The organism is Streptomyces graminilatus (assembly GCF_001418565.1).
In the GTDB taxonomy this organism is placed as follows: domain Bacteria; phylum Actinomycetota; class Actinomycetes; order Streptomycetales; family Streptomycetaceae; genus Streptomyces; species Streptomyces graminilatus.
Genome location: NZ_LIQQ01000032.1, coordinates 23808 through 37604, shown reverse-complemented (window position 1 = coordinate 37604; position 13797 = coordinate 23808). Strand labels below are relative to the sequence as shown.

General features: G+C 71.6%; 13 protein-coding genes. 6 read left to right on the top strand and 7 right to left on the bottom strand.

Going from position 1 to position 13797, the window contains the following annotated elements; all coding sequences use genetic code 11:
• Nucleotides 1-34 precede the first annotated feature (34 nt).
• Nucleotides 35-595 carry a class I SAM-dependent methyltransferase gene (locus AOK08_RS04240; RefSeq protein ID WP_055523789.1) on the bottom strand — a complete coding sequence of 187 codons (561 nt, stop codon included), beginning with the start codon at nt 593-595 and terminating at the stop codon, nt 35-37.
• Between the two features lie 132 nt (nt 596-727).
• Between AOK08_RS04240 and AOK08_RS04235 the strand changes: the two genes are divergently transcribed.
• Nucleotides 728-2038, top strand: coding sequence for a sensor histidine kinase (locus tag AOK08_RS04235; RefSeq protein ID WP_063794004.1), 1311 nt, complete (start codon nt 728-730; stop codon nt 2036-2038).
• Between the two features lie 20 nt (nt 2039-2058).
• On the top strand, nt 2059-2757 hold the full coding sequence (locus tag AOK08_RS04230; RefSeq protein ID WP_055523756.1) for a response regulator: 699 nt from the start codon (nt 2059-2061) through the stop codon (nt 2755-2757).
• Nucleotides 2758-2779: 22 nt separating this feature from the next.
• On the opposite strand, the gene AOK08_RS04225 is transcribed toward AOK08_RS04230, so the two are convergent.
• From AOK08_RS04225 to AOK08_RS04200, 6 genes are all read right to left on the bottom strand, one after another.
• Nucleotides 2780-3151 carry a BlaI/MecI/CopY family transcriptional regulator gene (locus AOK08_RS04225; RefSeq protein WP_055523754.1) on the bottom strand — a complete coding sequence of 124 codons (372 nt, stop codon included), beginning with the start codon at nt 3149-3151 and terminating at the stop codon, nt 2780-2782.
• Between the two features lie 105 nt (nt 3152-3256).
• Nucleotides 3257-3928 (bottom strand): LuxR C-terminal-related transcriptional regulator, encoded by a 672-nt coding sequence (locus AOK08_RS04220; RefSeq protein ID WP_198539103.1) that lies wholly within the window; start codon nt 3926-3928, stop codon nt 3257-3259.
• A 67-nt stretch (nt 3929-3995) separates the two neighbouring features.
• Nucleotides 3996-5585 carry an ABC transporter ATP-binding protein gene (locus AOK08_RS04215; RefSeq protein WP_055523751.1) on the bottom strand — a complete coding sequence of 530 codons (1590 nt, stop codon included), beginning with the start codon at nt 5583-5585 and terminating at the stop codon, nt 3996-3998.
• Nucleotides 5582-6400, bottom strand: coding sequence for an ABC transporter permease (locus tag AOK08_RS04210; protein ID WP_055523749.1), 819 nt, complete (start codon nt 6398-6400; stop codon nt 5582-5584). The genes AOK08_RS04215 and AOK08_RS04210 overlap by 4 nt, the downstream gene beginning before the upstream one ends.
• On the bottom strand, nt 6397-7431 hold the full coding sequence (locus AOK08_RS04205; protein ID WP_055523747.1) for an ABC transporter permease: 1035 nt from the start codon (nt 7429-7431) through the stop codon (nt 6397-6399). Before AOK08_RS04205 ends, AOK08_RS04210 begins: the two co-directional genes overlap by 4 nt.
• Nucleotides 7416-8972 carry an ABC transporter substrate-binding protein gene (locus tag AOK08_RS04200; protein ID WP_055523746.1) on the bottom strand — a complete coding sequence of 519 codons (1557 nt, stop codon included), beginning with the start codon at nt 8970-8972 and terminating at the stop codon, nt 7416-7418. The genes AOK08_RS04205 and AOK08_RS04200 overlap by 16 nt, the downstream gene beginning before the upstream one ends.
• 278 nt (nt 8973-9250) lie before the next feature.
• On the opposite strand from AOK08_RS04200, the gene AOK08_RS04195 reads away from it, so the two are divergent.
• Genes AOK08_RS04195 through AOK08_RS04180 form a run of 4 tightly spaced genes read left to right on the top strand, consistent with a single transcriptional unit; the run spans nt 9251 to nt 13794 of the window.
• Complete coding sequence (locus tag AOK08_RS04195) at nt 9251-10243, top strand: TauD/TfdA family dioxygenase (RefSeq protein ID WP_055523744.1); 993 nt, start codon at nt 9251-9253, stop codon at nt 10241-10243.
• Between the two features lie 29 nt (nt 10244-10272).
• Complete coding sequence (locus AOK08_RS04190) at nt 10273-11346, top strand: ornithine cyclodeaminase (protein WP_079053808.1); 1074 nt, start codon at nt 10273-10275, stop codon at nt 11344-11346.
• Nucleotides 11337-12707, top strand: coding sequence for a type III PLP-dependent enzyme domain-containing protein (locus AOK08_RS04185; RefSeq protein ID WP_055523742.1), 1371 nt, complete (start codon nt 11337-11339; stop codon nt 12705-12707). The genes AOK08_RS04190 and AOK08_RS04185 overlap by 10 nt, the downstream gene beginning before the upstream one ends.
• A 58-nt stretch (nt 12708-12765) precedes the next feature.
• Complete coding sequence (locus tag AOK08_RS04180; RefSeq protein ID WP_055523741.1) at nt 12766-13794, top strand: cysteine synthase family protein; 1029 nt, start codon at nt 12766-12768, stop codon at nt 13792-13794.
• Nucleotides 13795-13797: the final 3 nt, after the last annotated feature.

Sequence of the window (13797 nt, the reverse complement as noted above, 5' to 3'; positions counted from 1 at the left end):
GTGCGGGTGACTGTGGTGGCGTCGGCGAAGGGGGCTACCGGGTGGCCCGGTGCGCGAATGCGGGCGGGAGGTTCCCCCACACCACGGGCGAGCGTTCCAACCGGTGGAACCGGCCTGCCAGTTCGGCGGTGAAGTCACGGGCGGGCGGGGTCCAGGCCGCGTGCAGATACGCGAAGGTGGTGAACCGGCCGCCGGGTTCGAGGACGTCGGTCACGGCGTCCAGGATCTGTGCGCGCCGTTGCTTCGGCATGACCGTCCACGGCAGCCCGGAGACCACCGCGTCGACCGGCTCGCCCACGATGGCGGCCAGCCCGGCGGCCGAGCCCGCCACCACGGTCAGCCGGGTGTCACGCCGGGTGGCCGCCAGCCGGGCGGCGAGCACCGGGTTCAGCTCGACCGCGACGAGCCGTGCGCCGGGGGCGAGCCGGGCGAGGATCGCGTCGGTGAAGATCCCGGTTCCCGGGCCGAGTTCGACGACGAGCCGGGCCCGCTCCAGGCCGATCCCTTCGGTCATCGCGAAAGCCAGCCGCCGTGAACTGGCCGCCACGGCACCGGTCATGAGAGGTCGCCTGAGGAACTCGGTGGTGATCGACATGACGGCCATGCTGGAAGCGGCCCGGGGAGCCGCACGTCGTATCCCCGGCCGGTCCCTGTACGACCGCAGGATGACCCCGCGACGCCCCGCAGGACGATGTGGTGGTGCGGGCCCCGGCCGTAGCGTGAGGTGGTGCAACGGCTCATCGAGACCCTGCCCCGCCTCCGACGCGGCCACCCGTGGCTGACGGACCTCCTGCTGGTCGTGCTGGTGGCCGTGCCCCCGGTGATCCGCGCGGAGCCGGGCTGGCGGCCGGTCCGGGTGCAGGTCGTCGTGTACGCGGCCCTGGTGCTTCCCCTGTTGTGGCGCCGTCGTCGGCCGGTGCTCGTCGCGGCCCTGGTGACTGCGGCGTTCTGGGCGCAGTATCTCGGACACGTCTGGGGACAGGAACCGGGGCGCGGCGCGGTCTCGCTCGCGGCGGTGCTGGCCACCCTCACGGTGCGTGGCCTGCGCCGGGCCGCCGCGGCGACGATGATCTGTGCCACCGGCTGCGTTCTGCTGTGGGTCCCCGCGTGGCAGCGGGACCACCAGGGCCCGGGTGCCCGGGGGGCCTGGCTCACGCTGCTCGCGGTGGAGCTTCTGCTGGCGGGGGCCTGGGTGTTCGGCGAGTACGTCCGTGCCCGGCGTGCCTACATCGCCGAGTTCGAGCGGCGGGTCGCGCTCGCCGAGTCGGAACGTCTCGCGCTGGCCCGGGTCGCCGTCGCCGAGGAACGGGCTCGCATCGCCCGCGAGATCCACGATGTCCTCGCGCACAGTGTGAGCGTCATGGTGCTGAACGCCGAGGGCGGCAGGATGATGCGGCAGGTCGACCCCGCCGCCGTCGACCGCACTTTCGGCGTCATCAGCGCGACCGGCCGCGAGGCCCTGGGTGAACTGCGCCGACTGCTGGAGGTGCTGCGCACGCCCGGCGCGGACGCCCATGCCGGCGGCCCCCTCCCCGCCCACGGCCCCGGGTTCGGCCCCGGCTCCGGTTCCGGCCCCGAACCCGACGGGACGGCCGAGTCGCTGGCCGTCGCACTACGGCGGCTGGTCCAGCGCCTCGACACGGGCGGCACACGCGCCCGGCTGGACCTTCACGGAGAGTGCGAAGGCCTCGCGGCGGATGTCGGCGTGCAGACGTACCGCATCGTGCAGGAGGCCCTCACCAACGTCGTCAAGCACGCGCCTCCGGACGCCACGATCCACGTACGGGTCGACACCGGCACCCAGGGGCCCGGACGGCTGGTCCGCGTCCAGGTACGGAACTCGGCCGGAGCCGGCGGGGCAGCCGCCACGGCGCCCGCCGCCCCGCCGCACTCCTCGGGGCACGGACTGACCGGCATGCGCGAACGCACCGCCCTCTACGGCGGGAGTGTCGACGCGGGGCCCACGCCCGACGGCGGCTACCGGGTCGCCGCCGTCCTGCGCCCCACCGGTGCCGAACCCACCGGGGCGACCCCATGACCGCCCCGGCCCCGGTCCCAATGCCGTCTCCGACCGCGGCACCCTCCCGTGTGCTGATCTGCGACGACCAGGAGCTGATCCGGATGGGGCTGCGCATGGTCGTCGACAGCCAGCCCGACCTCACCGTGGTGGGCGAGGCCGCCGACGGCGACGCGGCGATCGCGGGCGTGGCCGCGCTGGAGCCGGACCTCGTCCTGATGGACGTACGCATGCCCGGTCTGGACGGTCTCGCCGCGACCGAGCACCTCTGCGCGCAGCCCCACGGGCCCCGGATCCTCGTCGTCACCACCTTCGACCTCGATGAGTACGCCTACGCCGCTCTGCGGGCCGGCGCGAACGGGTTCCTCGTCAAGGACGCCCCCGCCGAGGAGATCCTGGTGACCGTGCGTGCGGTGCTGCGGGGCGAGGTCATGGTGGCGCCCTCGCTCACCCGGCGCCTTGTCGAACGCTTCGTCCTGCACGCCCCCGCGTCCGCTCCCGCCCAGCGCAGCCGCCTCGGGGCTCTCACCGAACGGGAACGGGACGTCCTCGCCCTGGTCGCCCGGGGACTGGCCAACGGTGAGATCGCGGGCCGCCTCTTCGTCGGGGAGACGACCGTCAAGACCCACCTGGGCCGGATCCTGACCAAGCTGGGCCTCCGGGACCGTATCCAGGCGGTGATCTTCGCCTACGAGAGCGGGCTCGTACGGATCGGGGACGGGGAAGGGGACGGGGACTGAACACCGGCTGCCGGCGGCCGGGTCAGCGTCCGTTCTCGTCCAGCAGGCGCCTCAGTTCCTGCTCGTCCTCGGTGGTGAGATGTTCGACGAACCGGGCAAGTACCGTGCTCCGGTCCTCGTCCTGGTCGAGTTCGCGGTGCATTCGGCGGGCGGTCAGGCCATGGGAGTCCTCGACGGGGAAGTAGACGAAACCGCGCTTCGCCGGACTGCGGCCGACAACACCCTTGTCGTGGAGCCGGACCAGCAGTGTCGCGACCGTCGTGCGGGCCAGCGGCTGTGGCATCACCGCCCGGACCTCGGCGGCCGACTGCGGTTTCCCCGCCGCCCAGAGCGCGGCGAGTACGCTCGCCTCCAGCTCTCCCGCAGGCCGACGCTCACCGTCACCCTCGGTCATGGCCCCTCCCACTTCTTGCCGGGCTGTGCACAGGACAGGCCTCAGCCGCCCGCCCCTATTATCAGGGCGGGGGGAGACATCACGGGCGTGTCGCCGCCCGAGCGACTATCGTGCCTCCTCGCCTCTCGCGCGGACGAGGCCGTTTCGATGTGCCTCCGCGACGAGCTGGGCGCGGCTTCTGATGTCGAGCTTGAGCATGGCCCGATTGATGTGGGTCTTCACGGTGAGGTGCGAGACGATCAGGCGATCGGATATCTCCCTGTTGTCCAGACCGAGAGCCGCGAAGGAAACCACTTCCCGTTCCCTCGGGGTGAGATCGGTGAACCTCTCGTCCATTTCCTCGCCGACGACGATGTGCGTCAGCGGAAATATCCTGTCGAGGACGCAGCGCGTCGCGGCCGGTGACAAATGCGCGTCGCCGCGAGCGACGGACTTTATCGCATCGACAAGTCCTGCCGCCTGATCCCCGATTTCGAGGAATCCGCTGACTCCGGAATTCAGGGCCCCGAACACCCAGGTCTCCGTGATGGCATCGGCCAGCATCACCACCCGAACACCCGCCGCCCACGGCGCCTGCGTGATCTGACGGGACACCTCGATGCCGTCGATCCCCGTCGCGTCGTGGTGGACGAGAACCACGTCCGGCCGCAGTTCACAAGCCAGCCGGACACCTTCGATCCCACTTTCGACTGCTGCGACCAGTTCGATGCCCGACGCTCTTTCCATGAGGTCGTCGACCCGGGAATACACGGAATCCCGGCCATGGACCAGCAGCACGCGGAGCATCATTCACCTTCACTGAAAAAATCAACTACTGCACCGGAATCGCGAAAGGCCGCGCGATTCACGTCACGAAGTCGCGGCAGAGTTCGCGTGTGGCCGGGTGCCGTGGATCGGCGAAGACATCCGCCGTGCGGCCGGACTCCACCACTCGCCCGTCGGCGAGGACGGTGACCGTCTCCGTGCGGTCCCGGACGAGGGGCAGATCGTGGCTGATGACGATGAGCGTCATGGACCGGTCCTCGCGCAGGTGCTGGAGCAGGTCCATGACCGCGTGGCCGGTGGCCTCGTCGAGTGCGGAGGTGATCTCGTCGCAGATCAGGATGTCGGGTCCGGCCGCGAGGGCCCTGGCGATCGCCACCCGTTGGCGCTGTCCGCCCGACAGTTCGTGCGGATACCGGTCGGCGAACGCGGGGGGCAGTCCGACCTGGTTCAGCAGATCCTCGACGACCCGATCGACGGAGGCCGCGGGGGTTCTGTGGTGCACGCGCAGCGGCCTGGCCACCGAAGAGCCCACCGTACGGCTGGGGTTGAGCGCGCCGAGCGGGTTCTGGGTGATCAGTTGGATCCGGCGGCGCTGTTCCCGGCTGCGGCGCCACATGGCCGCGGGCAAGGCTGTGCCGTCGAGCCGTACGGTGCCCGACCGGCTCCGCTGGAGGCCGACGAGTGTCCGGGCCAGTGTCGTCTTGCCGCACCCGGAGGCTCCGACGACGGCTGCCGCCGAGCCCTGGGCCACGGAGAGGTGGACGCCGTCCAGGACCGGCTGGCTCCCTTCTCCCCCGCGGCCGAACGTCACGCTGAGGTCGTGGACTTCGAGGACAGGGGCGCCCTCAGCACCTTCAGCACCTTCAGCGCCTGCGGCACCCGCATCCGCACCCGACGGCTCCCGGCCAGTTGCCGCAACAGAAGTAACCGAAGGACGCTTCAGCCGGTCCCCCCGCGCCCCGTCCGAACCCAACACCACGACATCGTCGGCGAGTTGTGCGACGACGTCCGCGTCATGGGAGGCGAAGGCCACGGCGAGCTGGTGCTCGTGGGTCAGGCGGCGGAGCAGTTCGGTGATCTCGCCGCGGAGCGCCGGGTCGAGTCCGGCGGTGGGCTCGTCCAGAAGCAGCAGGGCCGGCCGTTTGGACAGGGCGCGGGCCAGTGCGACTCGGCGCAGTTGGCCGCCCGAGAGCTGGCCCGGACGGCGGGAGGCGAACCTGGGCTCGGCCGGCAGGCGGACCGCGTCCAACAGATCGCGTACGGCCGTGGGGGTGCGGTCCGTGTTCAGCTCGGTGAGGAGCGTGCGGATGCGCAGTCGGGGGTTGAGGGCCGACGCGGGATCCTGACCGACGTAGGCGATCTTGGTTCTGCGGATCTCACGGCGTTCGCGTTCGCCCAGGTCGAGCATGTCGTGGCCGAGTACGTGGAGGTGTCCTGCCGAGTGCGCGGTGTCGGGGGGCAGTTGGCCGAGGAGGGCGCGCATCAGGGTCGTCTTGCCCGCTCCCGACGGGCCGGTGATCGCGACAAGTCGGCCCGGGCGCAGGCTCATGGATATGTCGCCGAGGAGACGGCGGCCGTCCGAGGCGGTGATGCCGAGTCCGTTCACCTCGGCCACCGGTGCGGGAAGTCGGGCAGCGGTGTCCCTGTGCTGGTCGGGGGTGGGGCTCACAGCAGGGTTACCGCCTTCCGGCCGGTCTGCGGGGCCAGGGCGGCCGCCGCGAGGTTGACGCTCAGTGCCAGCAGGCCGATCGCCGCGCTGGGGGCGAGGACGGCCCAGGGATTCAGCAGGATGCCGGGTGAGTTCTCGCGGATCATCAACGCCCAGTCGGCGGCCGGGGGTTGGGGGCCGATCTGGAGGAAGCCGGCCATGGAGACGACGTAGACCGCCGCGACGAATCTCAGGCCGAACAGCGCGAGCAGGATGGCACGCAGGTTGGGCAGCACTTCCCGGACCACGAGGAACCAGAGCCGCTCGCCGCCGGCCGCCGCCGCTTCGACGTAGCCGGACGCGGCCACGGGGGCGGCGGCGTGGGCGACGAGGCGGACGGCGTAGGGCAGTCCGAGGACGACGGCCGCGACGGCCACGGCGAGACGGCCGCCGCCCGGCCAGGACAGGGCGACCAGCATGATGCCCAGCACGGCGGGGAGAAGGATGAGAACGTCCGCGGCGCGCTCGACGACGCGGCCGACGGCCGGTCGCAGGGCGCCGATCGTCCCGATGACGGCTGCGGCGGCCGTGACCACCACGGCGATGAGCAGTGCCGACAGTACGAGTTCACGACCGCCCGCCAGCACTCTGCTGAGGACGTCGCGGCCGAGCTGGTCCCCGCCGAGGAGTGCCCCGTCGCCGGGTTCGGCGAACGGCATCGTGCCGGGCTCGTCCACCGCGTGGGGTGTGATCCACGGTCCGACAAGGGCGAGGACGACAAGCAGCGCGGCGGGCAGGACCCGGAGGAAGCGGGCCGCGCGGTGGGGGATGGTCATCGTCGGCCTACTGTCATGAGGTCGCGCAGGAGGTCGGCCGCCAGCAGTACGACGGTGATGGCCGCGCCCGCCAGCACGGTCACGCCGGCGATCACCGGGGTGTCCCGGTCGGCGACCGCGGAGGCCAGCACGGCTCCGACGCCTGGGTAGTTGAAGATGGTCTCCACCGCGACCGCTCCCCCGAGCAGCACTCCTGACGAGGTGGCGAGTCCGGTGGCGATGGTCGGCAGGGCGCCCGGCAGGACGTGCCACAGCATCACCCGGTGCGGCGGCAGGCCGTCGAGGACGGCGGCCTCGACATGGGGGGCGCGGGCCTCGTCGGCGAGGGCCGCGCGGGCGATGCGTGTGTTCCAGCCGGCCTGCGGAATGGTCAGGGCCAGCACGGGGAGTACGAGCATGGTCCAGGAGGCGGGAGTGCCGTCGCCGTCGGTGAGGGTGACGGCGGGCAGCCAGCCGGTCCACAGCGACAGCACCAGGACGAGTCCGACGGCGACGACGAACTCCGGGACGGCGAACACGGCGGTCGACGCGCCGCCGACGATCCGGTCGAGGCGTCCGCCGGGTCGCAGGGCCGCGCCGGACGCGAACGCCAGGGAGAGCAGAGCCGTGAGGACCAGGGCTGTTCCGCTGAGCACCAGGGTGTTGGGGAACGCCGTGGCCAGCATGGAGCTTACGCGTTCACCATGTGCGGAGGTCCCGAGGTTTCCGGTGGGCAGCCCGGACATCCAGTCCCAGAACCGTTCCAGGACGGGCCGGTCGAGGCCGAGCCGCGCCCGCCGCCGGGCCAGGTCCGCGGCGCTCTCGCCGCGCTCCGAGGTGGCGCTCGCCGCGTCACCGGGGAGCAGCGCGACGCCGATGAACACGACGGCGAGCAGCGTCGCGAGGAGCGCCGCGCGTTTGAGAACGACGAGAACGACGAGGCCGGCGCGGGCCGCGAGCCGCGCCGCCACGGGCGGGGCCGGCCGGCTCCCGGCGGACGCCGCCGGGAGGGCGGCCGGCTCTCCGATGTCCGGTATCAACTGGCCAGCCATGCCTTTTCGAGCTGGACGCGGCCGTAGCCGGGCAGGGTCGGCAGTCCGTGCACCTTGGCGGCGGCGAGGTCGACTCCGTCGGCCATGCCCCACAGGAGGTAGCCGGAGCTGTCGTACTCGATCTGCTGCATCTTCTGGAGCAGTTGGGTGCGCCGGGCGGCGTCTGCGGTGCCGATGGCCTTCTGGTACGCGGTGTCGAATGCGGTGTCCTTCCAGCCGGCCTCGTTCTGCGCGCTGCCGGAGACCATGGTCTTGCTGGCGAAGAAGACCACCGAGTCGTTGGTGCCCCAGTAGGTGGTGTAGAGGTCGCCCTTGAGCCAGGTCTTGTCCCAGAAGACCGCGGACTCCTGCTTGACGACCTTGATCCTGACGCCGGCCTCGCGTACCTGGGTGGCGAAGAGGGTGGCCGACTCGGCGAGGCCGGAGATGTCCTCGGTGGTGTACAGCTCGTAGGTCCTGGAGGTGTCGAATCCGGCCTCCTTCAGCAGTTGCCTGGCCTTGGCGAGGTCACGGGCGCGCTGCGGGATCTGCTTGGCGTAGGCGGGGTCGCCGGTGCCGAGGATGTCGTTGGCGACGCTGCCGTAGCCGGACAGGACCTGCTTCACCATGGCCTCGCGGTCGACGGCCAGGCGCAGCGCCTCGCGCACCCTGGCGTCGGCGAAGGGGCCGTCGGCGGTGCGCATGACGATCGGCATCGCCATGTCGTTGGGCCGGCGGACGGTCTGGACGTCGCCGCGTGTCTTCGCCGTACGCGCCGCGATGGCACCGGCGTTGGAGGCGACGTCGATCTGCCCGGCGAGCAGCGCGTTGGCCATGGCCTGCGGGCTCTCGAAGATCTTCACCTCGATTGCGTCCAGGTGCACGGCCCCGCCGTACCAGGAGTCGTTGCGCACCAGGCGTGCGTTGCCGTCCCGGAACCAGTCGAGTTTGAACGGTCCGGTGCCCGGTGCCTTCGCGATGTCCTTGTCGCTCGTGCCGTCGGGGATCACGAAGGTGGTCAGACGGGTGAGGAGCGGGAGTTCGGCGTTGGCGTAGTCGGAGACCAGGACGACCGTGTCGGTGCCCTCGGCGGTGATGTTCTTCGCCTCGATGCCCGGCAGGCGGGAGGCGCCGGCGGGGGTGGCGCGCAGCCGCTTGAGCGAGAAGACGACGTCCTTCGCGGTCACCGGGGAACCGTCGTGGAACTTGGCGCCCTTGGCGATCCTGAACTTCCAGGTCCTCAGGTCGGCCGAGGCCTCCCAGCTCGCGGCGAGGCGGGGCGCGGTGTTCGGCCTGGCGCCGGGCACGGTCAGCGCGTCGTATACGAGGCTGATGATCAGGTAGTCGCTCTCGTTGGACTGGACCCCGTGCGGGTCGCGGGTGACGGCGCTCGCGCGGCCGAGGGCCCCGACCCGCAGCGTGCCGCCCTTGCGGGGCTTCGCGGACCCTCCGCCGGCGGACCCGGCCGGCTGGTCGCCGGCGCCGCTGCCGCACGCGGTCAGCACGGACGCCGTGGTCAGAGCGGCACCGGCCCACAGCAATCGACGTCTCGTCAGGTCCACTTGTTCCTCGGCTTCCCAAAAGCGGCATCCATTTACTTAGGTATGCCTACCCTAAGGGATCACCATGCGGCAATACTCCAACTGGAGTACTGCACCCTTCGCTCAAGCCGCCTAACTTAGGCATGGCTAACCTAATCCAGCCGACCGGGTGCGTAAACGGATCGCGACTCCGCCGACCCACGTGTCCCGTGCGGCCGATCCACCCGGCACGCCCCGGCCCGGCTTTCGCCGGCCACCCCACCGCGCCCGCACGCGCCCCCATGAACGGACGGTTGACCATGCCGACGGCAGTCACGCCTGTGCGCCAGCTCGACCCGCACGCCGTACACGAACTGACCGAAGCGGCCCAGCACCTCCTCTCCGCCCACGGCGGGGACCCCCGCTCCGAAGCCCTCGTACGCGAGGTCCCGGCCGCTGCCGCCGCCCTCGGTGCCGGTATCCGCGACGCCTGCCGCCCGGTGGACACCTCCGCCGGCCTGTACGTCGTACGCGGCATCCCCGTGGACGACGAGGCCATCGGCCCCACGCCGGACCACTGGTCGACCGCCGCCGCCTCGGGGGCCGTGTACGACGTGGCCCTGCTCCTGCTCGCCACCGTGATGGGCACCCCCATCGCCTGGGAGGGGCAGCAGGACGGCCGGTTCGTGCACAACATCGTGCCCTCCCCCGGTCACGAGGAGGAGCAGACCGGCGCCAGCAGCAGCGTGCTGCTCAGCCCGCACACCGAGGACGCCTTCCACCCCGGCCGCGCCCATCTGCTGATCCTCGGCTGCATGCGCAACCACGACTCCGTCGCCACCACCGCCGCCTCCATCCGGCAGGCCGAACTGCCCTCCGGTGACGTCGAGTTGCTCAGCAGTCCGGCCCTGCCGATCCTCCCCGACGACGCCTACGCCGAAGCCCGGTCCTACGCCGGTACCCCGCCGCTCGTACCCACGCTGTGGCAGTCCCCGGACGGGCCGACCCTGCGCTTCGACCCCGCCTACACCCCGCTGGACCAGGCATCCGAGGAACACCGCGCCGCCTACCACCGCCTGTCGGACGAGCTGGCCAGGGTCTCGGTCGCCGTCAGTCTGGAACCCGGTGACGTCCTCGTCGTCGACAACGACCTCGTCGTCCACGGCCGGGTCCCCTTCAAGGCCCGTTACGACGGCACCGACCGCTGGCTCAAGCGGGCCTCCGTCCGCGTCCCCGGCAGGCGCACCCGGCCGCCCGCCGAGGCCGCCGAGCACGGCTACGGCCAGGCCGCCCTCGAAGCGTTCACGAGCTGAACACCCGCCCCCCACCGAAGGAATCACCCATGCCCGACACGTCGTACGACAACTCGGCCGACGCTTCGGCCGACATCTCGGCCGCCATCCCGTCCGCCCCGGCCGGCACCCCGGTGTCCGGGGACGGCACCCATCTGCGGATCCTGTCCACCAGCGACCTCGCCGGGATCGAGATATCCCTGGCCGACGTGGTGGCCACGGTGGAAGGCGCCTACCGCACGCTCCACGCGGGCCAGTCCGACAACCCCCGCAAGCTGACCGTCAAACCGGAGGACGGCCACTCCGTCTCCTACGCGATGCTGGGCCGGGACGGCTCCCGCGACGTCGTGGCGATCAAGACCTCGTACAAGCACGGCCTGGACAAGGGCCGCGAGGAACAGCACTACTACACGTCGCTGACCCTCTACGACGACGTCACCGGGCTGCCGGTGGCGATGATGGACTGCTCCCGCATCGGCTCGCTGCGCACACCGGCCGTCTCCGCGCTCCTCGCCCGTGAATGCGCGGCCCCCGGCGCCCGCTCCGCACTGGTCATCGGCACCGGAACCCAGGGGCGCCTCGCCCTGCCGTTCCTGCTCACCACCCTTCCGGACCTGGACCGGCTGATGCTGTCCGGCACCCACCCCGAGGGCATCGCGGCCGTCCGCGAGGAGTTGCGCGCGCACTTCCCCGACCGGGACGTCGAGATCGTCACCGATCTGCGGGCCGCCGCCATGGACGCCGATGTCATCGTGGCCACGGCCGGCGCGCACACCCCGGCCGCCGTCGAGTCGGGCTGGCTGAAGCCGGGCGCGCTGTCCGTCCTCGTCGGACACGGACTCGCGCCCTCCACGCTGCACCGGGCGGACCGCGTCATCGCCACCAGCGAGGCGCAGATGAACGTCACCGGCACCGACATGGCCGACGCCGAGGGCAAACTCCCCGCGGTCGACACCGAGTTCCCGCCCGTGATCGCCGGGATCACTGCCGGACGCGTCAGCGGCACCGAGCGGATCTTCGCCTACAACAGCGGTCTCGTCGTCACCGACATCGCGCTCGGCCACCGTTTCGCGCAGTTGGCCATCGCCCAGGGCCTGGGCACCGAGGTGCCGCTGTGGCAGTGACCGCCCCCGGCTTCCCCTCGCTCCCCGCCCTGTCCGACCCCGCCACGGAAGCGGTGCTGGCCAGCGGGCTGCTGCCCGAACTCGCCCACGCCTTCGGCGGTCCCTTCCACTTCCTGCTGCCCGACGCCTTCGACGCCAACCTGCGCGCCATGCGGGACGCCCTCGCCGCCGCCGGTGTGGACGGCTTCGTGTACTTCGCGAAGAAGGCCAACAAGGCGGCCGTCTTCGCCGAGCGCGCGGCGGCGCTGGGCGCCGGGGTGGACGTGGCCTCCGCCGGGGAGCTGCGCGAGGCGCTCGGGCACGGCGTACGGGGCGAGCACCTCGTGGTGACCGGGCCCGCGAAGGATCCGCGTCTGCTGCGGCTGGCCGTCCAGCACGGCGCGCTGGTGGCTGTCGACGCGCTCGACGAACTGGACGCCGTCATCACCCTCGCGCTGACCGGCCGGGTCCGCCCGGGCCGGGTGCTCCTGCGTGCGCTGCCACCCGCGCAGCCGCACAGCCGGTTCGGGATGACCGGGGCCGAGCTGGCCGTCGCCATGGACCGCTGTGTGTCCGCGGGCGACGCGCTGCGCATGGAGGGCTTCAGCTTCCATCTGTCCGGCTACGCCCTCCAGCCCCGCGCCGACCTCGCCGCCCGGCTCGCCGACCTGTGCCTGGCGGCCCGCGTCAAGGGGCTGGAGGCCGGCCGGATCAGCATCGGCGGCGGCCTGCCCATCAGTTACACCGACGCCGACGCCTGGCACACCTTCCTCAAGGACCAGAGCCCGGCCCACTATCACGCCGGGAAGTCGTTCCGGAGCGGCGACTTCTACCCGTACCACTCCCCCGTCGCCGGGGCCGACGCCCTGGCCGCGCTCCTGGCGACCCGGCCGGAGAACACCGGCGGCACCCTGGCCGACGTCCTCAGGGACGCGGGTCTTGAACTGCTCCTGGAACCCGGGCGCGCCCTGCTCGACCGGGCCGGGGCCACCGTGTTCACCGTCCAGGGCGTCAAGGAGCGCGACGGCTACCGGTTGCTGACCGTGGACGGGACGAGCCTGAGCCTGTCCGAGCAGTGGTTCAACAGCGAGTACCTTCCCGACCCGCGGCTGCTCCCCCAGGAACCGCTCGCGCCCGCCGGGGTGTTCCCGGCCAGTGTGGGCGCGGCCACCTGTCTGGAGTCGGACATGCTCACCTGGCGCAAGATCACTTTCCCGCGCCTGCCGCGAGCCGGGGATCTCCTGGTGTACCCGAACACGGCCGGCTACCAGATGGACTCCAACGAGTCGCCCTTCCACGACCTGCCGCTGCCGCCCAAGGTCGTGATCGACCGGACCGACCGCCCCCGGCCGCGCTGGCGCCTGGACCGTCACTTCACCTGACACCACCGCCCGCACCAATACCCTCCGCCCCCTGCCCGCTGCCTTACAGGAGCATTCGATGCCTGGAGCTCTCCAGCGCCCCGCCGTGGTCTCCCGCATATCCGACCTCATCGGCTACACCCCTCTGCTGGAACTCGCCACCACCGAGACCGGCAGCCGTCTGCTGCTGAAACTGGAGATGTTCAACCCCACCGGAACCGCGAAGATCCGCATGGCCCGCGCCATGATCGACGCCGCCGAAGCCGCGGGCGAACTGCGGGCCGGAGGGCGCATCATCGAGTCCACCTCCGGCAACACCGGCCTGGGCCTGTCGGTGATCGCCGCCGAACGCGGGTACACCTTCACCGCCGTGGTCGACAACCACGCGGCCCCCGACAAACTGCGCGGCATGAAGGCGCTGGGCACCGAACTGGTGTACGTCGTCGACGACGGCGCCGAGGAGCTGGCCACCGCCGCCCGCGAGGAACTCGCCGAGGACATGGCCCGAGGCCAGGACAACACCGTCTTCACCGAGCAGCACAACAACCTCGCCAACGGCGTCGGTTACTTCCCCGTGGCCCATGAACTCCACGAGGCGCTCGACGGTGACATCGGCGTCCTGATCGGCGCCGTCGGCACCGGCGGAGCCCTGTGCGGCACCGGCCGCGAACTGAGCAGGCTCATGTCCGGCTTCACCGTCATCGGCGTGGAGCCCAAGGGGTCCATCGCCTTCGGCGGCCCCGCCCACGACTACTACCAGTCCGGCACCGGCACGCCCGAGGGCGCGACGATCGGCGCCCTGGTCGACTTCGACCTGATCGACGAGGGCGTCAAGGTCGGCGACGTCGAGGCCTTCGCGACCTGCCGGGCGGTCGCCCGTACCGGTCTGCTCATCGGCGGCTCGGCCGGTGGCGTCGTCCACGAGGCCCTGGCCCGGCTGTCCGACCTGCCGCCCGGCACCACTATGGTCGCCTTGATCAACGACGGCGGAGAGAAGTACATGGACACGGTCTTCAACGACGAATGGATGGCCGAGCGGAACCTGCTGAGCCCCGACACCGAGCGGGAAGTCGACGAACTCCTCACCAAACTCCGCGGGAACCGGTAGACC